The organism is Pseudomonas sp. GT1P32, from assembly GCF_054897805.1.
Map to the genome: position 1 here is coordinate 5361848 of NZ_CM142704.1, position 18760 is coordinate 5380607.

Consider the following 18760-nt stretch of genomic DNA (forward strand, 5'->3'; position numbering starts at 1 on the left):
AAAGGAAGGTGACCCATGCGTATAGATCGTTTAACCAGCAAATTGCAGTTAGCTCTATCCGACGCCCAATCGCTGGCCGTCGGCCTTGACCATCCCGGTATTGAACCGGCGCACTTGATGCAAGCCATGCTTGAACAGCAGGGTGGTTCGATCAAACCCCTGTTGATGCAGGTTGGTTTTGACGTCAACAGCCTGCGTAAAGAGCTGACCAAAGAGCTCGACCAGCTGCCAAAAATCCAGAACCCGACCGGCGACGTCAACATGTCGCAGGACTTGGCGCGTCTGCTCAATCAGGCGGATCGCCTGGCCCAGCAGAAGGGCGATCAGTTCATTTCCAGTGAGCTGGTGCTGCTCGCCGCCATGGACGAGAACAACAAACTCGGCAAATTGTTGCTCGGTCAGGGCGTCAGCAAAAAAGCCCTGGAAAACGCGATCAACAACCTGCGTGGCGGCGAAGCGGTCAACGACGCCAACCACGAAGAGTCGCGTCAGGCGCTGGATAAATACACCGTCGACCTGACCAAGCGCGCCGAAGACGGCAAACTCGATCCGGTAATCGGTCGTGACGACGAAATTCGCCGGACCATTCAGGTGCTGCAACGCCGCACCAAGAACAACCCGGTGCTGATCGGTGAGCCTGGCGTGGGTAAAACCGCCATCGCCGAAGGCCTGGCCCAGCGCATCATCAACGGCGAAGTGCCGGATGGCCTGAAAGGCAAACGCCTGCTGTCCCTGGACATGGGCGCGCTGATTGCCGGTGCCAAGTACCGTGGCGAGTTTGAAGAGCGCCTGAAATCCCTGCTCAACGAACTGTCGAAGCAGGAAGGGCAGATCATTCTGTTTATCGACGAACTGCACACCATGGTCGGCGCCGGTAAAGGCGAAGGCTCGATGGATGCGGGCAACATGCTCAAACCTGCGTTGGCCCGTGGCGAGTTGCACTGCGTCGGCGCGACCACGCTCAACGAGTACCGTCAATATATAGAGAAGGACGCGGCCCTCGAGCGGCGCTTCCAGAAAGTGTTGGTGGACGAACCGAGCGAAGAAGACACCATCGCCATTCTGCGTGGCCTGAAAGAGCGTTATGAAGTTCACCACAAAGTGGCGATCACCGACGGCGCGATCATCGCCGCGGCCAAACTGAGTCATCGCTACATTACCGATCGTCAGTTGCCGGACAAGGCCATCGACCTGATCGACGAAGCCGCCAGCCGCATCCGCATGGAGATCGACTCCAAGCCGGAAGTGCTGGACCGTCTTGAGCGTCGTCTGATTCAGCTGAAGGTGGAATCCCAGGCGCTGAAGAAAGAGAGCGATGAAGCGGCGATCAAGCGTCTGGAAAAACTCCAGGAAGAAATCGTTCGTCATGAGCGTGAGTATTCGGACCTCGAAGAAATCTGGAACTCGGAAAAAGCCGAAGTCCAGGGTTCTGCGCAGATCCAGCAGAAAATCGAACAATCCCGCCAGGAACTGGAAGCCGCCCGCCGTAAAGGCGACCTGAACCGCATGGCCGAGCTGCAATACGGGGTGATCCCGGATCTGGAGCGCAGCCTGCAAATGGTCGACCAGCATGGCAAAAGCGAAAACCAGTTGCTGCGCAGCAAGGTGACCGAGGAAGAAATCGCCGAAGTCGTCTCGAAGTGGACCGGCATCCCCGTGTCGAAAATGCTCGAAGGCGAGCGCGACAAGCTGATGAAGATGGAAGGCCTGTTGCATCAGCGCGTGATCGGTCAGGACGAAGCGGTGATCGCGGTTTCCAACGCGGTGCGTCGTTCGCGGGCCGGTTTGTCCGACCCGAATCGTCCGAGCGGTTCGTTCATGTTCCTCGGCCCGACCGGTGTCGGTAAAACCGAGTTGTGCAAGGCGTTGGCCGAGTTCCTCTTTGATACCGAAGAGGCGATGGTGCGGATCGACATGTCCGAGTTCATGGAGAAACATTCCGTGGCCCGGTTGATCGGTGCGCCACCAGGCTACGTAGGGTATGAAGAGGGCGGTTACCTGACCGAGGCGGTGCGTCGCAAGCCTTATTCGGTGATCCTGCTGGATGAGGTCGAGAAGGCCCACCCGGATGTGTTCAACATCTTGCTGCAAGTGCTGGAAGATGGCCGCCTGACCGACAGCCATGGCCGCACGGTGGATTTCAAGAACACCGTGATCGTCATGACCTCCAACCTGGGCTCGGTACAGATCCAGGAACTGGTCGGTGATCGTGAGGCTCAGCGCGCAGCGGTGATGGATGCGATTTCCACGCACTTCCGGCCGGAGTTCATCAACCGGGTCGACGAAGTGGTGATCTTCGAACCATTGGCGCGGGATCAGATTGCGGGCATTACCGAGATCCAGTTGGGTCGTCTGCGCAGTCGCCTGACTGAGCGCGAACTGAAACTGGAGCTCAGCCCTGAGGCCATGGACAAGCTGATCGCGGTTGGCTACGACCCGGTGTACGGCGCACGGCCACTGAAACGTGCGATTCAGCGCTGGATCGAAAACCCGCTGGCGCAGCTGATTTTGTCGGGTCGTTTCATGCCCGGCGATACCGCCAAGGGTGTGGTGGAAAACGACGAAATCGTCTTCGCCTGATCCGCGTTAGCAACAAAACTGAAGAGGCCTCGCGTTGCGAGGCCTTTTTTTCGTCAGGTTGTTGAACTCAAAGGAAAAGGCTTGTAAAGTGCGCCCCGCAGTAAGTCACCCGGAAGGGTTTCTGCTCCCCAAGCAGGAATCTGAAATAAGTTGCAAATCATTAACTTGAATGCAATTTAGGGGGTTGACAGAGGTGCTTAAGATTGTAGAATAGCGCGCCTCAGACACACGAACGCAGCGATGCGAACGGGTCGAAGAGAACGCAGTAAAGCTTCACCGTTGTAAATTGAAATATGTAGTTCCGTGATAGCTCAGTCGGTAGAGCAAATGACTGTTAATCATTGGGTCCCAGGTTCGAGTCCTGGTCACGGAGCCAATTTCAAACCGGGGTATAGCGCAGTCCGGTAGCGCGCCTGCTTTGGGAGCAGGATGTCAGGAGTTCGAATCCCCTTACCCCGACCATTTTTGGGTCGTTAGCTCAGTTGGTAGAGCAGTTGGCTTTTAACCAATTGGTCGTAGGTTCGAATCCCACACGACCCACCATTTTTGAAACCAGTTAGCGCTGGAATCGAATCTTAAGATCAGAGGCCAAAAGCGCTGATCGAAGAAGGCGCCTTTAAAAGGTGCCTTTTTTTTACCGGGGTATAGCGCAGTCCGGTAGCGCGCCTGCTTTGGGAGCAGGATGTCAGGAGTTCGAATCCCCTTACCCCGACCATATTAAAAATCCTCGTATCGAAAGATACGGGGATTTTTTTTGCCTTTTAAAAAGCCGAATCCTTTCAAGTCATCGTACAACTAGCCGATAACGAGCTGTCGGGGCGCACTCGCGACCTCTCATTCAAGCCAACAACAAGAAAGGCACTCGTTATGTTTCTTCGTCAGCTGAATATTGCCCCTCGTGCTGCGCTGGGTTTTGCCTTGATTGCCGTGCTGGTGGCGTTGCTTGGAATATTTGCCCTGGGGCAGATGTCGAGCATTCGCGAGAGCGAGGTGGCGGTGGAGAAACAATGGCTGCCGAGCATCCGTGGTGGTGACGAGATCCGCGAACTGATGCTGCGCATCCGTACCATTTCCCTGCGCATGGCACTGGATCAAGACCCAAAGAACATTCCAACCTACCGCGGCCAGATGGACACCCGCGACAAGGAACTGAGCGAGAAGATTGCGGCTTACGACAAGTTGGTCGACACCGCTGAAGGTCAGGCCTTGTATGACCAGTTCAAAACCACCTTCGCCGCCTATCGCACCGGCATTGCCCAGTCGTTCACCCTGGCCGAGCAAGGTCGCCGTGACGAGCTGACCAAACTGCTGTTGATCGACATGAAAACCGTGGTCGATGGTTCCGGCAAGCAGCTCAATGACCTGGCGGAACTGTTCGCCAAACAGGTCGCCGTTGAAAGCCAGAAATCCGCAGCGCACTACGAAACCTCGCGGTCCATCGTCAGCCTGTTCATCGCGCTCGCGGCGTTGGCGACTGTCGGCCTGGCGATGTTGCTGACTCGCAGCATCGTCCGTCCGCTGAACGAAGCCTTGAGTGCGGCGGAAAGCGTGGCGCAGGGCGATTTGACCCGACCTATCGCGACCCATGGCAATGACGAAGTGAGCCGTTTGCTCAAGGCGCTGGCGACCATGCAGCAGAACCTGCGGGAAACCCTGCAAGCCATCAGTGGCTCGGCGACGCAACTGGCCACGGCGGCAGATGAGCTGAACGCCGTCACCCTCGACAGCACCCAGGGCCTGCAACAACAGAACAACGAGATTGAGCAAGCCGCCACGGCGGTCAACGAAATGACCTCCGCCGTCGAAGAAGTTGCGCGCAACGCAGTGTCGACTTCCGATGCCACTCGCCAGTCCAGCGAGTCGGCGCATCTGGGGCAGGAGCGGGTCAGCGAAACCGCGAGTGCCATCAGCGCCCTGGCCAATGATGTGCAGCACACCGGCGAGTTGGTGCAGTCGCTGGCCAATCAGTCTCAGGACATCGGTAAGGTGCTGGATGTGATTCGGGCCATTGCCGAGCAAACCAATCTGTTGGCGCTCAACGCTGCAATTGAAGCGGCGCGTGCGGGTGAAAGCGGGCGCGGTTTTGCGGTGGTGGCCGATGAAGTGCGTGCACTGGCGCATCGCACGCAGCAATCGACCCAGGAAATCGAACAAATGGTCCAGGGCATGCGCAGCGGCTCGAGCCTGGCGCTGGACTCGATGAATGCCAGCGCTTCCCGTGCCGCCAGTACGCTGGTGCTGGCCGAGCGGGCTGGCGACGCGTTGCAGACCATCACCGCCTCGGTCCACGAGATTCACGAGCGCAATCTGGTGATTGCCAGTGCCGCTGAAGAACAGGCCCAAGTGGCCCGGGAGGTGGATCGCAATCTGGTGAACATTCGTGATCTGTCGGTGCGTTCCGCTACCGGCGCGGATCAGACCAGTGCCTCCAGCCACGAGCTATCGAAACTGGCCAATGCGTTGCAGGGGATGGTGCAGCGTTTTCGGGTGTAAATGTGCCGGACATGAAAAAGCCGCGCTTTTCGAAGGAAAAGCGCGGCTTTTTTATTGAGACTTAGGCGCCGTCTTGATCTTTCAGGTGTTCGAACAGGCCTTTTGGCATTTTCTTGCCATTGGCTTCGTAGTTGGCTTTCACGTTATCGAACGCTTCTTGTTCGTCGATGAAACCGTCGTGGTTAGTGTCGATCTTGTCGAAGTTGGACTTCGGCGCGACTTTCAGGAATTCGGCGCGAGAGACCTTGCCGTCACCGTCGGTGTCGGTTTTTGCCATCGACGCATCGCCACACTTGCCTTCGCCGCATTTGCCTTCAGGGGTTTTCACCACCTGTTCGGCCGAGGCCAGCAGGTAGCCCTGGGTCAGAGGCTGCGCGGCGAAAACGGTGCCGGTCAACATCATGCCGCCAGCGAGGACAGCGCCGAGCAAACCGATAGTGTTCTTGGTGGTACGGGACATTTCAAATCTCCTGGGTTGCGCAACACAACCACTCGATAAAGGTTGCCACGTAAGTGCGGCGTTAGCCGAAGCGGGCGGGGTGCCTTGCTTGGATGTGGCCATTTAACGGGCGAGGTGTATCGCTACTGTGTCGCGCAAGGGGGGAGTTTGTAAGCGAAGGGGCAAAATCGTGGGGTGAGATACAGTGAGACACACAAGTGTTTTCAGGTTGGACCGAGGCGCCCCATTCGCGGGCAAGTCGGATCGCCGCACCGCTCGCTCCTACAAGGTCACCACCAACCTGTAGGAGCGAGCGGTGCGGCGATCCGACTTGCCCGCGAAGAGGCCCGAACGAGCGCCGAAGAACTTAGTGCAGCTTGAGTCGAGGCTCAGTCCCGCGACCAATCTTGCTGCCCAGCATCAACATCGCTGTGCGGAACGCGCCATACAGCGCCATCTGGTGCATGCGGTACAGCGACACATAAAACATCCGCGCCAGCCAACCCTCGAGCATCACGCTGCCGGTCAGGTTGCCCATCAAGTTACCCACAGCCGAAAAACGCGACAGCGAAATCAACGAGCCGTAGTCGGTGTACTTGTACACAGGCAAAGCCTTGCCCTCGATCCGCAGCTTCAGCGATTTGGCCAGCAACGACGCCTGCTGATGCGCAGCCTGGGCGCGCGGCGGCACATTGCGATCGGTGCCCGGTTGCGGGCAGGCCGCGCAGTCACCGAAGGCGAAGATGTTTTCGTCGCGGGTGGTTTGCAGGGTCGGCAGCACTTGCAGCTGGTTGATGCGGTTGGTTTCCAGACCGTCGATGTCCTTGAGGAAACCCGGCGCACGAATCCCGGCGGCCCAGACTTTCAGGCTGGCGTTGATCACTTTGCCGTCGGCGGTGATCAGGCTGTCTGCGGTCACTTCGCTAACGGCCGCGTTGGTCATGACATTGACCCCGAGTTTCTCCAGGGTTTTATGCACAGGCCCGCCGATCCGCTCCGGCAATGCTGGCAGCACCCGTGGACCGGCTTCGATCAAGGTGATGTGCATGTTCTCCGGTTTGATCCGGTCCAGACCGTAAGCCGCCAGTTCATGCGCGGCGTTGTGCAGTTCGGCGGCCAGCTCGACGCCTGTGGCGCCAGCGCCAACGATCGCGACGCTGATCTGCTGCACCACATCCGTCTGCCCGGCGTGCGCGCGCAAATAATGGTTGAGCAGTTGCTGGTGGAAACGCTCGGCCTGTTTACGCGTGTCGAGGAACAGGCAATGTTGCGCCGCGCCCTGGGTACCGAAATCGTTGGTGGTGCTGCCGACGGCGATCACCAGCGAGTCGTACGGCACTTCACGCGCCGGCACCAGTTCCAGACCGGCTTCGTCATAGGTGGCGGCCAGCTGGATTTTCTTCTGTGCCCGATCAAGCCCGCTCATGCGCCCCAGCTGGAACTCGAAGTGGTTCCATTTCGCCTGGGCAACATAGTTGAGTTCGTCTTCGGAAGAGTTCAGGGAACCGGCCGCCACTTCATGCAACAGCGGTTTCCAGATGTGGGTCAGGTTCGCGTCGACCAGCATCACACTGGCCGTGCCGCGCTTGCCCAGAGTCTTACCCAGACGGGTAGCCAACTCCAGACCGCCGGCGCCGCCGCCAACGATGACAATACGATGAGTCATGGGGATATCTCGCAAGGCTAAAAGAAATCGGTGCAATTATCCGAGCGAGCGCGATGCAGCTCATAGCGTCAGGTAACTGATAAATCGGCTCAACAGGCCCAGGCCAATAGTCACTGCCAGCACCACCACCAGGAGCATCCACGGCCGGAAAGGCCGGCGCTCGACTCGGTGCTGGGACAGGTGCAGGTACTCTTCGACATGCTTTTGGTCGTCGGGGTTCAGGCGGCTGGTCATATCGGACCTCGTCAGGGGTAGACGTTGCTTAATGTGAAGAAGCTACAAGCAGGCTTTTGTGCAAAACGTTAGCCCGCGTTGAACGGAGCATAGCCGCTCTCCGGAACAGGCTCGACGCTGACCGTATCGTCCAGGCGAATGATTCCACTTTGTAACACTCGGGCGGTGATTCCGCCATGTCCGCGAACGGCCTGAAAGGTACCAGGGCCGAGGTTGTTTTGCAGACGCGCGCAGGGCTGACACCAACCGGTGGTTTCGAAAATCGCCTGGCCGATTTTGAAACGGCGACCCTTGAGGCTGAACAGGTTGATCCCACTGATAACGAGGTTGCGCCGCAAATCATTAGGCAACAGCGGATTATCTTCCGAGCGGCCCATCAGCGAGTTGATCACTGCCAGATGCTCCCACTGAATCAGCGTCACCTGCCGCGCATTGCGCACGCCGGGGCGAGCGCGATCGCCGGTCAGCCCGGCCTCGAGTCGTGCCTCCACGGCCGCCAGTTCGATCATCGGCACGTGTGGCTGCGGGCGCACGCCGATCCAGCGTACGCGGCCGGTTTGAGGGACTTCAGCGATCAGTTCCTGCAATGGACTCACAGGCTGATCCCGACATCGAAAACGATGCTGCGACCGAGGTTGCTGCGCAGGAAATCCGGAGCGTCGGGATGCGCAAATAAAACACGGGCGAAGGTCGGACCCACCAGCGACAACGAGCGCCAGCCCTGACGCAAGTATTCGGTGGGCGGTGGGAAATGGCTATTGAGGTCGAGCACTTCGCGCTTGAGGCTGGCGAAGGCGATGATGTCCAGCTCGCCCAGGTCCATGCCGCGCTCTTTGTAGTTGTGCGCTTTTTTGCGCAAGGTCGGCGCCAGTCTCAGCAGGAATTCATTGGCCGGAATGCGCCTGGGTTTGGCTTCGCGACGCACCAGCGAACTCAGCGAAAACGCACTGCGTCGGCGTTGCAGTTCATCGCGCCACTCATCGTTGAGGCGCCGGCCTTCGTCGAGCACGAAAAACACTTCGAAATTCGCCTCGCGAAACAGCACGTCCGGCGGCTCCCCGGCAGGCGCGAACTCGTCGGTGCGGTAAGGAATGTTCAGCCCTTGCAGCAGGCGCTGGCACACCCAACGCTCACGCTCCCATTTGCGGGCATTGGAAAGGAACGCGTTGGCTTGCTCGGCCGCAATGGTCAGCAGGCGTAAATAATCTGAGTCATCCATAGGCCCAAGCTTAGCGTTCAAATGCGTTCGAAAAGAAGACAGTTTGTCGGAGAAGAACAAAAGCCTGTCACGCCATTGCCCCATCCCGCGCCCGTTTCAGGGCCCTGCACAAAACGGATAGCGATCTGCGCAAAGCGGATATTGCCCCATGCCTGGCAGCTTTACCCTCGGCTTTACGGGACGTTAGCCGCTTTACCGACGCTCTGAATAAAACAACAACAAGAGATGAATGCCATGCGCAAGATCGACGTACATGAGGTTATCGACAACGCTCGATTCAACCGCTTCCACTGGATGGTGCTGTTCTGGTGTGCCCTGATCATCATTTTCGACGGTTACGATCTGGTGATCTACGGCGTGGTGTTGCCGATGCTGATGAAGGAGTGGGGGCTCAGTCCCTTGCAGGCCGGCGCGCTGGGAAGTTACGCATTGTTTGGAATGATGTTCGGCGCGCTGTTTTTCGGCCCGCTCTCGGACAAGATCGGCCGCAAGAAAGCCATCACCATCTGCGTGATGCTCTTCAGCGGTTTTACCGTGCTCAACGGTTTTGCCCGCAACCCCACCGAGTTCGGGATTTGCAGGTTTATTGCCGGGCTCGGCATCGGCGGGGTGATGCCCAACGTCGTGGCGCTGATGAACGAGTACGCGCCGAAGAAAATCCGCAGCACGCTGGTGGCGATCATGTTCAGCGGCTACTCCGTGGGCGGCATGCTCTCGGCGGGGCTGGGTATCGTGCTGATCCCGAGCTTCGGCTGGCAGTCGGTGTTTTACGTCGCGGTGCTGCCGTTGGTGTTGTTGCCGCTGATCATGTACTTCCTGCCCGAGTCGGTGGGTTTCATGCTGCGTCAGGGGCGCAATGAAGAGGCGCGGGCCATTCTTCAGCGGGTCGATCCGGCATACGTCGCGCAGTCCGGCGATCAACTGCAGATGAGCGAAGTGAAGGGCACCGGCACCCCCGTGCTGCAACTGTTTCGCGAGGGGCGCGCGCTGCGCACGCTGATGTTGTGGCTGGCATTTTTCTGCTGCTTGCTGATGGTTTACGCCTTGAGTTCCTGGCTGCCGAAACTGATGGCCAACGCCGGTTATAGCCTGGGTTCGAGCCTGTCGTTCCTGCTGGTGCTCAACTTCGGCGCCATTTTCGGCGCGGTCGGTGGCGGCGTGCTGGGTGACAAATTGAACCTGCCGCGGGTGTTGGCGGTGTTCTTCACCGTGGCCGCCGTGTCGATCACCTTGCTCGGTTTCAACAGCCCGATGCCGCTGCTGTACCTGCTGATCGCCATCGCCGGCGCCACCACCATCGGCTCGCAGATTCTGTTGTACGCCTGCGCCGCGCAGTTCTACTCCATGACCATTCGCTCCACCGGTCTGGGCTGGGCTTCGGGTATCGGACGCAACGGTGCGATTGTCGGGCCGCTGCTGGGTGGTGCCTTGCTCGGGATCAGCCTGCCGCTGCAACTCAACTTCATGGCGTTTGCCTTGCCCGGCGCGGTGGCCGCGATTGCCATGACCGTGTTTGCGATCAGCAGTCAGCGCAGTCACAGGCAAGCGCTGTCGGGCCTGCGCAACGGTTCGCCAGACGGGTCTGTCGGCGAAGCTTCATGAAAACGTTTGTCCGGGATTTTTCCCTGTCGGCGGCCGTCGCCGGATTTATCGCCACGGTGATTTCCTATGCCGGCCCGTTGGTGATTATTTTCCAGGCGGCCGAGACCGCACACCTGTCGCGGGAAGTGTTGTCGTCTTGGGTCTGGGCGATTTCCATCGGCAGTGCGGTGCTCGGCATCGGTTTGAGCCTGCGTTACCGCGTGCCGGTGATCATCGCGTGGTCGGCGCCGGGCTCGGCTTTGTTGGTGGCTCTGTTGCCGGGGATCTCGATGCCGGAGGCGGTGGGCGCGTATCTGGTCAGCAGCCTGATCATCTTCCTGGTCGGGGTGTCGGGGGCGTTTGACCGGATCATCGGCAAACTGCCGGCGGCTGTTGCGGCGGCGATGCTGGCGGGGATTCTGTTCAGTTTCGGCACCGGGTTGTTTGTCTCGTTGCAGGGCAAACCGTTGCTGGTGCTGGCGATGTTTGCCACGTACCTGATCTGCAAACGGCTGATGCCGCGTTATGCGGTGGTGATGGTGCTGCTGGTGGGCTGTTCGGTGGCGTTTCTCGCCGGTGATTTGCACAGCGAAGCGCTGGTGATCGGGTTGGCCACGCCGGTGTGGATCACGCCCGTGTTCAGCCTCAGCGCGACGCTGAACATTGCCTTGCCGCTGGTGATGGTGGCGCTGACCGGCCAGTTCGTGCCCGGCATGGCGGTGCTGCGGGCCAGCGGTTATGCGATGCCGTCCGGCCCGATTATCGCCAGCAGCGCGTTGGGCACGGCGCTGTTGGCACCGTTCGGTTGCCACGGGCTGAATCTGGCGGCGATCACCGCAGCCATTTGTACCGGTCGCGAGGCCCATGAAAATCCCGGCAAGCGCTACGTGGCTGGGGTGGTCGGTGGGCTGTGTTACCTGCTGCTGGGCATCTTCGGCGCCACCCTGGTTTCGCTGTTTTCGGCGTTCCCCAAAGAGCTGATCGCGGCGTTGGCCGGGCTGGCGCTGTTCGCCGCGATTGCCGGGGCGCTGGCCGGCGCAATGGCGGTGCCGGCAGATCGCGAAGCCGCGCTGGTGACCTTTCTCACCACCGCTTCGGGCATGTCGTTGTTGGGTTTGTCCGCGGCTTTTTGGGGACTGATTTTCGGCATGGTCACCCATGTGTTGTTAAACGCCCGTCGCGAAAGCGCGGCGGCTGAAGCACTTCCAACTGTCGATCAATAAAAATAAGAGAAAAAACGATGAAACAGATTCTTCCAACAACCGGTTCCGTGTTGTCCATGGCGCTCGTCTCGGGTTTCTCCACCGGAGCGATGGCGGCCGAGGGCGGCTTTATCGAAGACACCACGGCCACCTTGCAGGCACGCAATTACTACTTCAGCCGGGACTTCTCCGACATCGTCGGGGCGAACAAACAATCGAAGGCCGAAGAGTGGGCGCAGGGCTTCATCCTTAACGTCAAATCCGGCTACACCCAAGGGCCTGTCGGTTTTGGTGTGGATGTGATCGGCCTGCTCGGCCTCAAACTCGACAGCAGCCCGGATCGGGTCAATACCGGTTTGCTGCCGGTCAAGGATGACGGGCGCGCGGCGAATGATTACAGCCGTCTCGAAGCTGCGCTGAAGATGCGTTACTCCAAAACCGAGCTGAAGGTCGGGGAGTTGCAACCCAACCTGCCAGTGCTGGCGTTCAGCGATATCCGCCTGCTGCCGCCCAGTTACCAAGGTGCAAGCATCAGCTCCAATGAGATCAATGGCCTGACTTTGCAGGGCGGTCACTTGAACACGACCAGCCTGCGCAACGAGGCGGGCGACGAAAAAATGCAGGCCATGCTCGGCCACGTGCCGCAGCGCCAGGTCAGCAGTGATGGCTTCAACTTTGCCGGCGCCGATTACGCCTTCAACGATAAACGCAGCTCGGTCAGCGCCTGGTTCGGGCAACTGGAAGATATCTACAACCAGCGTTTTCTCGGTCTCAAGCACAGCCAGCCGATGGGCGACTGGACCCTGGGCGCCAACCTTGGTTATTACGATTCGCGCGAAGACGGCAAGAAGCTGCTGGGCAACATTGATAACCAAGCGTTCTTCTCGCTGCTGTCGGCCAAGCGTGGTGGTCACACGTTTTATGTCGGTTATCAGGGGATGTTCGGTGACAGCGCATTCCCGCGGGTCTTCGCCAACATCTCGCCGCTGGGCAACGAGGTACCGACCTACGAGTTTGCCTTTACCGACGAGCGCTCCTGGCAAGCGCGTTACGACTACGACTTCGCCGCCCTCGGTGTGCCGGGGCTGACCAGCACCGTGCGTTACATTTCCGGTAATAACGTCGACACAGGGAAGGGCTTCGAGGGCAAGGATCGCGAGCGTGATCTCGACCTCGGCTATGTGCTGCAAAACGGCAGCCTCAAAGGCCTCGGGATTCGCGTGCGTAACGTGATGGCCCGATCCAACTACCGCAGTGATATCGACGAAAACCGCCTGATCCTCAGTTACACCTGGACGCTGCTATGACCATTGAAAAAGAACAACTGCCTTACAACATCGGCTTGCAGAACAAGCTGGAGCAATTGACCGAGTCGGTGCTGCAAACCGAGGAAGACATGCGCTTTGCCAATCAACTGGCGCGCACGGCCGGCGATCGGGTCAAGGCGAGTGCGCAGAGCATGCAGTCTTCGGCCAGTGTGCTGGAGGACCTGAACCTCTACATGCAGCGTCTGGATCAGGTGTTCGATGAGCTCGGCAGTCAGTCGATGCGCATCGGTGCGATTGTCGGCAGCATTCAGGACATCGCCCGTCAGACCAATCTGCTGGCGCTCAACGCAGCAATCGAGGCGGCGAGGGCGGGCAGTCATGGCCGAGGGTTTGCGGTGGTCGCCGACGAGGTGCGCAATCTCTCGCGTCAGGCTGCGGACTCCAGTGCGCAGATCCGGCAAATCGCCACGGGGCTGGAACAGTCGGCGGAGCATGCACGCCAGGGGATTCAGCAGTTATCCGGCTCCACCCGTCTGGGGCTGGAAAAGGCTGGAGTGGCTTTGCATTCGATGGGGGAATTGCAAAGCGGTGCGGTGGCCAGGGTCGAGGTGGTCGAACGGATCATGGCGCGTTTGGCCGGCCTGCATGATTTGGCGTTGCAGGCGAAACGGCTGATCGTGTGATGCCGGGTGTTACAGGTTGCTTGTGCAGTTGCCCATGACTTGGTAGGTCACGCGATGGGTCTGGCCCTGATGGTCGATGTAGACCATGGTTGCCGGCACGACGTCGCACGCGGTTGCGGTGTCGGTGACGGAAACCACCTTGGCGATGTCCAGCGGTTGCGCCGGGTTGTACGGGGTGGCAGCGGGTTCGCTGGCGGCCATGGCTGAGGTGGCGATCAGGGTCAGAAACAGGGTGGTCAGGGTTTTCATTTTTGTGCCCTCGGTGTTGGTTTTGATGCTTGAAGTTTAGTCCTTGGCGGTGATGGATAAAGGGGGCTGGGGCTGATTCAGCTTTGCAGAAAACGTAACAATCGTGGGTGCATATCCGTTTCTGCGGTTATGGCGGCTATTGGTTTCGCCCTTACGGCGAGTCACTTTCGAAAAGCCTGCGCGGCCCGGCGGAAAGTAACCAAAGCGCTTCTGCCCCTTTCGTTCGGTGCCTCGCTAATGCTCGGCATGCCCTCGCTCCGGTCCTGCTCCGTGGGCCCGCCGCGATCGGCCATCCTTGGCCGTGCGCGGCTAACCCGGCATCCATGCCGGGTTGCCCACTGCGCAGAACCTGCGCTCGGCCTCTCGAGGGGGCGACTACCGCCACAGCAGCCGAGGCGGCCTGAAAGCCGACCTGGCTGATTTGCGTACGCGTTCTCCTTCACTGCTGTGGCCACTCATTTTGGACATGTACACCGATCCCCTGTAGGAGCCGGCTTGCTGGCGATGGCGTCCATTCAGTCGAAAAGGAGGGTGACTGATCCACCGCTATCGCCAGCAAGCCGGCTCCTACAGTTGATCGTATCTATCCAAACGTATCTGCATTTCCCCTGTAGGAGCCAGCTTGCTGCGGGCGGCGTTCCGACGACGGCGTCCGTCCAGCCAATACATACGTTGACTGACCCACCGCTATCGCCGGCAAGCCGGCTCCTACAGTTGATCGTATTTATCCAAACGCATCTGCATTTCCCCTGTAGGAGCCAGCTTGCTGCAGGCGGCGTTCCGACGATGGCGTCCGTCCAGTCGAAAAGCAGGGTGACTGACCCACCGCTATCGCCAGCAAGCCGGCTCCTACAGGGATCGGCGTGCGCTTTTGATTTTCACCACTCATCAGGCCGAGCGTTAGCTCGCCTTCAGCTTTTGATCTGAGCGCCCCCTCGAGAGGCCGAGCGCAGGTTCTGCGTAGTGGGCAACCCGGCATGGATGCCGGGTTAGCCGCCCCCGGCCAGGGATGGCCGATGGCGGCGGGCCCACGGAGCAGGACCGGAGCGAGGGCATGGCGAGCATTAGCGAGCCACCGAACGAAAGGGGCAAGAGCCCTTGGTTACTTGGGGCTTCTCCAAGTGACTCGCCGTAAGGGCGAAACCAATAGCCGCCATCACCGCAAAAACGGATATGCCCACCAACCAAAGGCCAACCAAACACCGGTGTAAACTGATACCCACCCTATTCCGGCAAAGACAAGGGAGCCCACCCAGCCATGATTGGCGCCGAGCTGCTGTCCCCCGAAACCCTCACCGTCGGCTGGCTGATCTACATTCCAGCCCTGATCTGGGCCATCGCACGTGCCCCGTGGGTCGAGCTGTTCAGCGACAGCCGCCGCCAGCATCTGTTGTTCGGCACCGTGTTCGCGCTATTCATGCTGTGGCTGGTACGACGGGATTTCGACACCGGCGTGTCCTATCACTTCATCGGCATGACCGCCGTGACACTGCTCCTGGACTGGCCCTTGGCAATCGTCGGCGGACTGGTCGCACAAGCAGGCCTGGTACTGCTCGGACGCCAAGACCTCGCCGCCGTCGGCGTGAACGGCGCCTTGTTGATTCTGCTGCCCGTGCTGGTCACCGAGTGCTGCGCAATCCTGGTCGAGCGCGCGCAGCCGCGTAATCCCTTCGTGTATATCTTCGTTTCCGGTTTCTTCGCCGCGGCGCTATCGGCCTTGCTGTGCCTGCTGCTGGCCCTGTGGCTGCTGTGGTTCAACGAGCTTTTCGTCATGCCTTACTGGCTGGAAGATTTTGTCGGTTACCTGTGGCTGATCATCTTTCCCGAAGCCTTCATCAACGGCATGGTCGTCAGCGCACTGGTGGTGTTCAGCCCCGAATGGCTGGAGACCTTCAACCGCACACGCTACCTATCGGCACCCTGGAAGGACGACGATCCGAAATCTTGATCCACATCAAATCCAAAAAACGTCGACGAATCCATGCTCCGACAAACCTTCAGGAGCATCGAAAATGAGTGTCTACGAATGGGCAAGGCAGGAGTTGCGCCACAGTCTGGATGCAGCGCAGGAAGTCGGGTTTGATCCGGGGTTGAGCCTGCGCGCCCTGCTCAGTGCGGTGGTGCAGCAGAGCAAGGCCGTGCGCAGTGTCGAGGATCTGGCCGATGAGTTGCAGTTTCTCGCCGAGAACCTCGATGACGGTCAGGACTACGGCTTCATGCGGCCCTGAACCGTCACTTAGTGACGCGGGTCGAAATCACCACTGAACAACTCGTCCTCGGCATCGGGTGCCACTGGAATCTTGTGCTCTTCTGACGCCCACGCACCCAGGTCGATCAGTTTGCAGCGGTCCGAACAGAACGGCCGGAACGTGCTTTCCGGGGTCCATTCCACAGGGGCGCCGCACGTTGGGCATTCGACGGTTGGGATCTGGCTCATGACTGGCCTCCACGCAATGTAAGGTAAAAGTGATGCAGGCGTTCGACCTCGCTGTGCAGCCAGGCGAGGTCGCGGTCGTTGACCACCACATCGTCGGCATGGCTCACGCGATCCTGGCGACTGGATTGCGCCTTGAGGATCGCCTGAACCTGTTGTTCGCTGGTCTGGTCGCGCTGCAGGGTGCGTTCGATCTGTAGTTGTTCGGGCGCATCGATCACCAGCACTCGCTGGGTCATGGCGTACTGCCCGGACTCGATCAGCAACGGCGAAACCAGAATCGCGTAAGGCGATTGTGCCTTGCCCAGGTGATCGGCGATTTCCCTCGCGATCAGCGGATGTAAAAGCGCCTCGAGCCAGAGGCGTTGCTCAGGCACTTCGAAGATCAATTTGCGCAACGCCGCGCGATCGAGTTGCCCGTCGGCTTGCAACACGCCGGGGCCAAAATGTTCGGCGATTTGTGCCAGCGCCGGACGACCAGGCTCCACCACCCAGCGCGCCGCATGATCGGCATCGACCACGTGCACACCGAGGTCGATGAAGTGCTGGGCGGCCGCGCTTTTGCCGCTGCCGATGCCGCCGGTCAGGCCGAGAATCCAGGGTTTATCCACAGGGGTATTCATTTCAAACCGACAAACTGCCAATAGAAGTCGGTTATTTGACCACCCCAGAGCAATGCAATCCAGCCGGCAATCGCCAGATAGGGACCGAAGGGGATCGGGGTCGAGGTTTTCGCATTGCGCAGGCTCAGCAAAATCATGCCGATAATCGCGCCCACCAGAGACGACAATAGAATGGTCAGCGGCAAAATCTGCCAGCCGCCCCAGGCGCCCAGCATGGCCAACAGCTTGAAATCGCCATGGCCGATGCCTTCCTTGCCGGTGATCAGCTTGAACAGCCAGAACACCGACCACAGCGCCATGTAGCCCGCAATTGCGCCCCATAGCGCCTCGTGCAACGGCACGAACAATTTGAAGCTGTTGACGATCAGTCCCAGCCACATCAGCGGTAGCACCAGCACATCCGGCAACAGTTGATGCTCGGCGTCGATCAGGCTCATGGCCAACAGGCCCCAGCTCAGGACCAGCACCATCCCGGCTTGCCAGCCGAAACCGAAGTGCCAGGCAATGAACGCCGACAGCAGGCCGCAGGCCAGTTCGGTCAACGGGTAGCGTTTGCTGATGGGCGTTGCGCAGCTTGAGCATCGTCCACGTAAAAACACGTAACTGAGCAGCGGGATGTTTTCCCGGGCGCGAATCCGGTGCCCACAGTGCGGGCACTGGGAGTGGGGCAGCATCAGGTTGTAGGTCGCAGGCGGTGTTTCGCCAGGCAAACCGAGAACTTCCCGGGCCTGCAATTGCCACTCACGCGCGAGCATTTTCGGCAGGCGCCAGATCACCACGTTGAGGAAGCTGCCGACCAGCAAGCCGACCACCAGTGCAACGACGACAAACGCCAGCGGGTACACGGTCAGGATTTCGTTCAAGGGCATGTCAGATCGCATTGCCGAGTTGGAAAATGGGCAGGTACATCGCAACCACCAGGCCGCCGACGATCACACCCAGCACCACCATGATGAATGGCTCCATCAGACTGGTGAGATTGTCGACCATATTGTCGACTTCCGCCTCATAGAAACTGGCGACCTTGTCGAGCATGTCGTCCAGTGCGCCGGACTCTTCGCCAATGGCTGTCATCTGGATCGCCATGTTCGGAAAGACGCCGGCGGTGCGCATGGAGAAATTCAGCTGCATCCCCGTCGAAACGTCCTGCTTGATACGCAGCACCGCCCGCTTGAACACAATGTTGCCGGTCGCGCCTGCCACTGACTCCAGCGCTTCGACCAGCGGCACACCCGCGGCGAAAGTGGTCGACAGCGTACGGGCGTAACGGGCCACGGCGGACTTGTACATCAACGTGCCAATCAACGGCAGTTTCAGCAGCCAGGTGTCTGTCCGGTCCCGAAAGCCTTGCGATGTCTTGAAGGCGTGGCGCACACCGAATATCGCCGCGATCAGCACGCCAAGCATCAGCCACCACCAATCCTGCATGAACTGCGACAGGCCGATGACCATCACCGTGAACGCCGGCAGTTGCGCACCAAAACCTTTGAACACCGACTCGAACTGCGGCACCACCTTGACCAGCAGAATCCCGGTGACGATGATCGCGACGAACACCACCGCCAGCGGATAAGTCATGGCTTTCTTGATCTTGGCCTTGAGGCTTTCGCTCTTTTCCTTGTAGGTCGCGACCCGCTCCAACAGGGTGTCCAGCGCGCCGGCCTGTTCGCCGGCATCCACCAGATTGCAGTAGAGCTCATCAAAATACTGCGGCTTTTTGCGCAGGGCCGCCGCGAAGCTGTTACCCGCCGCGACTTCCTGTTTCACCTCGTCCACCAGTTTGCGCATGGCCGGGTTTTCGAAGCCTTCTCCGATGATGTCGAACGACTGCAACAGCGGCACGCCGGCTTTCATCATGGTCGCCATCTGCCGGGTGAACAGGGCAATGTCATGCGCCTTGATGCGTTGACCGAGGCTGAAAAGCGAGGCGGATTTCTTGCGCACCTTGCCGGGGTTGATGCCTTGCTTGCGCAGTTGCGCCTTGATCAGCGCCGGGTTCTGACCGCTGAGTTCGCCGGTTATTCTGCTGCCTTTTTTGTCGGTGCCTTCCCAGGCGTACACACTGATTTTTGCTGCCTTGACCGCCATG

General features: G+C 59.5%; 17 protein-coding genes, 4 tRNA genes and 1 pseudogene. 12 read left to right on the forward strand and 10 right to left on the reverse strand.

Annotated features, from left to right (window positions below; all coding sequences use genetic code 11):
* Positions 1 to 15: 15 nt before the first annotated feature.
* The 6 genes from clpB (at position 16) to ACYZUC_RS24605 (ending at position 5073) form a co-directional block, all read left to right on the forward strand.
* Positions 16 to 2580, forward strand: coding sequence for an ATP-dependent chaperone ClpB (gene clpB, locus ACYZUC_RS24580; protein WP_461990942.1), 2565 nt, complete (start codon positions 16 to 18; stop codon positions 2578 to 2580).
* A gap of 300 nt (positions 2581 to 2880) precedes the next feature.
* Positions 2881 to 2956: transfer RNA gene (locus tag ACYZUC_RS24585), tRNA-Asn, on the forward strand.
* Between the two features lie 9 nt (positions 2957 to 2965).
* Positions 2966 to 3042, forward strand: a tRNA-Pro gene (locus ACYZUC_RS24590).
* 5 nt (positions 3043 to 3047) lie between these two features.
* A tRNA-Lys gene (locus ACYZUC_RS24595) sits at positions 3048 to 3123 on the forward strand.
* Positions 3124 to 3218: 95 nt separating this feature from the next.
* Positions 3219 to 3295 (forward strand) — tRNA-Pro (locus tag ACYZUC_RS24600).
* Positions 3296 to 3447: 152 nt separating this feature from the next.
* Entirely contained in the window at positions 3448 to 5073 is a 1626-nt protein-coding gene (locus ACYZUC_RS24605; protein WP_461990944.1) for a methyl-accepting chemotaxis protein, read from the forward strand.
* Between the two features lie 61 nt (positions 5074 to 5134).
* Here ACYZUC_RS24605 and ACYZUC_RS24610 read toward each other — a convergent pair whose 3' ends face one another.
* The 5 genes from ACYZUC_RS24610 to ACYZUC_RS24630 all read right to left on the reverse strand — a co-directional run bounded on the left by ACYZUC_RS24610 (position 5135) and on the right by ACYZUC_RS24630 (position 8631).
* Complete coding sequence (locus ACYZUC_RS24610; protein ID WP_461990946.1) at positions 5135 to 5533, reverse strand: HvfA family oxazolone/thioamide-modified RiPP metallophore; 399 nt, start codon at positions 5531 to 5533, stop codon at positions 5135 to 5137.
* A 346-nt stretch (positions 5534 to 5879) separates the two neighbouring features.
* Positions 5880 to 7178: an NAD(P)/FAD-dependent oxidoreductase gene (locus ACYZUC_RS24615; protein ID WP_461990948.1), complete on the reverse strand. Its 1299-nt coding sequence runs from the start codon at positions 7176 to 7178 to the stop codon at positions 5880 to 5882.
* Positions 7179 to 7238: 60 nt separating this feature from the next.
* Positions 7239 to 7412 (reverse strand): DUF3094 domain-containing protein, encoded by a 174-nt coding sequence (locus ACYZUC_RS24620; RefSeq protein WP_008028730.1) that lies wholly within the window; start codon positions 7410 to 7412, stop codon positions 7239 to 7241.
* Between the two features lie 68 nt (positions 7413 to 7480).
* The gene (locus ACYZUC_RS24625; protein ID WP_461990950.1) at positions 7481 to 8008 is read right to left on the reverse strand and encodes an MOSC domain-containing protein; all 528 of its coding nucleotides are present in this window, start codon (positions 8006 to 8008) and stop codon (positions 7481 to 7483) included.
* Positions 8005 to 8631 (reverse strand): DUF1780 domain-containing protein, encoded by a 627-nt coding sequence (locus tag ACYZUC_RS24630; RefSeq protein WP_032828736.1) that lies wholly within the window; start codon positions 8629 to 8631, stop codon positions 8005 to 8007. Before ACYZUC_RS24630 ends, ACYZUC_RS24625 begins: the two co-directional genes overlap by 4 nt.
* Positions 8632 to 8865: 234 nt before the next feature.
* Here ACYZUC_RS24630 and ACYZUC_RS24635 point away from each other — a divergent pair, with 234 nt between their 5' ends.
* The 4 genes and pseudogenes from ACYZUC_RS24635 to ACYZUC_RS24650 all read left to right on the forward strand — a co-directional run.
* The gene (locus tag ACYZUC_RS24635; protein ID WP_461990952.1) at positions 8866 to 10233 is read left to right on the forward strand and encodes an aromatic acid/H+ symport family MFS transporter; all 1368 of its coding nucleotides are present in this window, start codon (positions 8866 to 8868) and stop codon (positions 10231 to 10233) included.
* Positions 10230 to 11435, forward strand: coding sequence for a benzoate/H(+) symporter BenE family transporter (locus ACYZUC_RS24640; protein ID WP_461990954.1), 1206 nt, complete (start codon positions 10230 to 10232; stop codon positions 11433 to 11435). Before ACYZUC_RS24635 ends, ACYZUC_RS24640 begins: the two co-directional genes overlap by 4 nt.
* 17 nt (positions 11436 to 11452) lie before the next feature.
* Positions 11453 to 12721, forward strand: a complete 1269-nt coding sequence (locus tag ACYZUC_RS24645; RefSeq protein WP_461990956.1) for an OprD family porin — start codon at positions 11453 to 11455, stop codon at positions 12719 to 12721.
* Positions 12722 to 12963: 242 nt separating this feature from the next.
* Positions 12964 to 13365: pseudogene (locus ACYZUC_RS24650) on the forward strand (methyl-accepting chemotaxis protein); the annotation flags it as partial.
* Between the two features lie 9 nt (positions 13366 to 13374).
* Here ACYZUC_RS24650 and ACYZUC_RS24655 read toward each other — a convergent pair.
* Positions 13375 to 13614 (reverse strand): DUF2790 domain-containing protein, encoded by a 240-nt coding sequence (locus tag ACYZUC_RS24655; protein WP_461990958.1) that lies wholly within the window; start codon positions 13612 to 13614, stop codon positions 13375 to 13377.
* Between the two features lie 1258 nt (positions 13615 to 14872).
* Between ACYZUC_RS24655 and ACYZUC_RS24660 the strand changes: the two genes are divergently transcribed.
* Both ACYZUC_RS24660 and ACYZUC_RS24665 read left to right on the forward strand, forming a co-directional pair.
* The gene (locus ACYZUC_RS24660; protein ID WP_461990959.1) at positions 14873 to 15562 is read left to right on the forward strand and encodes an energy-coupling factor ABC transporter permease; all 690 of its coding nucleotides are present in this window, start codon (positions 14873 to 14875) and stop codon (positions 15560 to 15562) included.
* A 64-nt stretch (positions 15563 to 15626) separates the two neighbouring features.
* On the forward strand, positions 15627 to 15842 hold the full coding sequence (locus tag ACYZUC_RS24665) for a hypothetical protein (RefSeq protein WP_008033212.1): 216 nt from the start codon (positions 15627 to 15629) through the stop codon (positions 15840 to 15842).
* A gap of 8 nt (positions 15843 to 15850) precedes the next feature.
* On the opposite strand, the gene yacG is transcribed toward ACYZUC_RS24665, so the two are convergent.
* Genes yacG through ACYZUC_RS24685 form a run of 4 tightly spaced genes read right to left on the reverse strand, consistent with a single transcriptional unit; the run spans position 15851 to position 18759 of the window.
* Positions 15851 to 16051: a DNA gyrase inhibitor YacG gene (gene yacG / locus ACYZUC_RS24670; protein WP_008033210.1), complete on the reverse strand. Its 201-nt coding sequence runs from the start codon at positions 16049 to 16051 to the stop codon at positions 15851 to 15853.
* Positions 16048 to 16671, reverse strand: coding sequence for a dephospho-CoA kinase (gene coaE / locus ACYZUC_RS24675; protein WP_008033209.1), 624 nt, complete (start codon positions 16669 to 16671; stop codon positions 16048 to 16050). The genes yacG and coaE overlap by 4 nt, the downstream gene beginning before the upstream one ends.
* Complete coding sequence (locus ACYZUC_RS24680; RefSeq protein ID WP_461990962.1) at positions 16668 to 17540, reverse strand: prepilin peptidase; 873 nt, start codon at positions 17538 to 17540, stop codon at positions 16668 to 16670. Before ACYZUC_RS24680 ends, coaE begins: the two co-directional genes overlap by 4 nt.
* Position 17541: 1 nt before the next feature.
* Entirely contained in the window at positions 17542 to 18759 is a 1218-nt protein-coding gene (locus tag ACYZUC_RS24685; protein ID WP_461990964.1) for a type II secretion system F family protein, read from the reverse strand.
* Between the last annotated feature and the right edge of the window lies 1 nt (position 18760).

Bases quoted from the DNA above. Each gene is read 5' to 3' on its own strand.
- ACYZUC_RS24645 (WP_461990956.1), top strand. From the start codon at position 11,453: ATGAAACAGATTCTTCCAACAACCGGTTCCGTGTTGTCCATGGCGCTC.
- ACYZUC_RS24655 (WP_461990958.1), bottom strand. From the start codon at position 13,614: ATGAAAACCCTGACCACCCTGTTTCTGACCCTGATCGCCACCTCAGCC.
- ACYZUC_RS24685 (WP_461990964.1), bottom strand. From the start codon at position 18,759: ATGGCGGTCAAGGCAGCAAAAATCAGTGTGTACGCCTGGGAAGGCACC.
- ACYZUC_RS24620 (WP_008028730.1), bottom strand. From the start codon at position 7,412: ATGACCAGCCGCCTGAACCCCGACGACCAAAAGCATGTCGAAGAGTAC.
- coaE (WP_008033209.1), bottom strand. From the start codon at position 16,671: ATGAATACCCCTGTGGATAAACCCTGGATTCTCGGCCTGACCGGCGGC.
- ACYZUC_RS24615 (WP_461990948.1), bottom strand. From the start codon at position 7,178: ATGACTCATCGTATTGTCATCGTTGGCGGCGGCGCCGGCGGTCTGGAG.
- ACYZUC_RS24680 (WP_461990962.1), bottom strand. From the start codon at position 17,540: ATGCCCTTGAACGAAATCCTGACCGTGTACCCGCTGGCGTTTGTCGTC.
- ACYZUC_RS24660 (WP_461990959.1), top strand. From the start codon at position 14,873: ATGATTGGCGCCGAGCTGCTGTCCCCCGAAACCCTCACCGTCGGCTGG.
- ACYZUC_RS24635 (WP_461990952.1), top strand. From the start codon at position 8,866: ATGCGCAAGATCGACGTACATGAGGTTATCGACAACGCTCGATTCAAC.
- ACYZUC_RS24640 (WP_461990954.1), top strand. From the start codon at position 10,230: ATGAAAACGTTTGTCCGGGATTTTTCCCTGTCGGCGGCCGTCGCCGGA.
- ACYZUC_RS24610 (WP_461990946.1), bottom strand. From the start codon at position 5,533: ATGTCCCGTACCACCAAGAACACTATCGGTTTGCTCGGCGCTGTCCTC.
- ACYZUC_RS24630 (WP_032828736.1), bottom strand. From the start codon at position 8,631: ATGGATGACTCAGATTATTTACGCCTGCTGACCATTGCGGCCGAGCAA.
- ACYZUC_RS24605 (WP_461990944.1), top strand. From the start codon at position 3,448: ATGTTTCTTCGTCAGCTGAATATTGCCCCTCGTGCTGCGCTGGGTTTT.
- yacG (WP_008033210.1), bottom strand. From the start codon at position 16,051: ATGAGCCAGATCCCAACCGTCGAATGCCCAACGTGCGGCGCCCCTGTG.
- ACYZUC_RS24665 (WP_008033212.1), top strand. From the start codon at position 15,627: ATGAGTGTCTACGAATGGGCAAGGCAGGAGTTGCGCCACAGTCTGGAT.
- clpB (WP_461990942.1), top strand. From the start codon at position 16: ATGCGTATAGATCGTTTAACCAGCAAATTGCAGTTAGCTCTATCCGAC.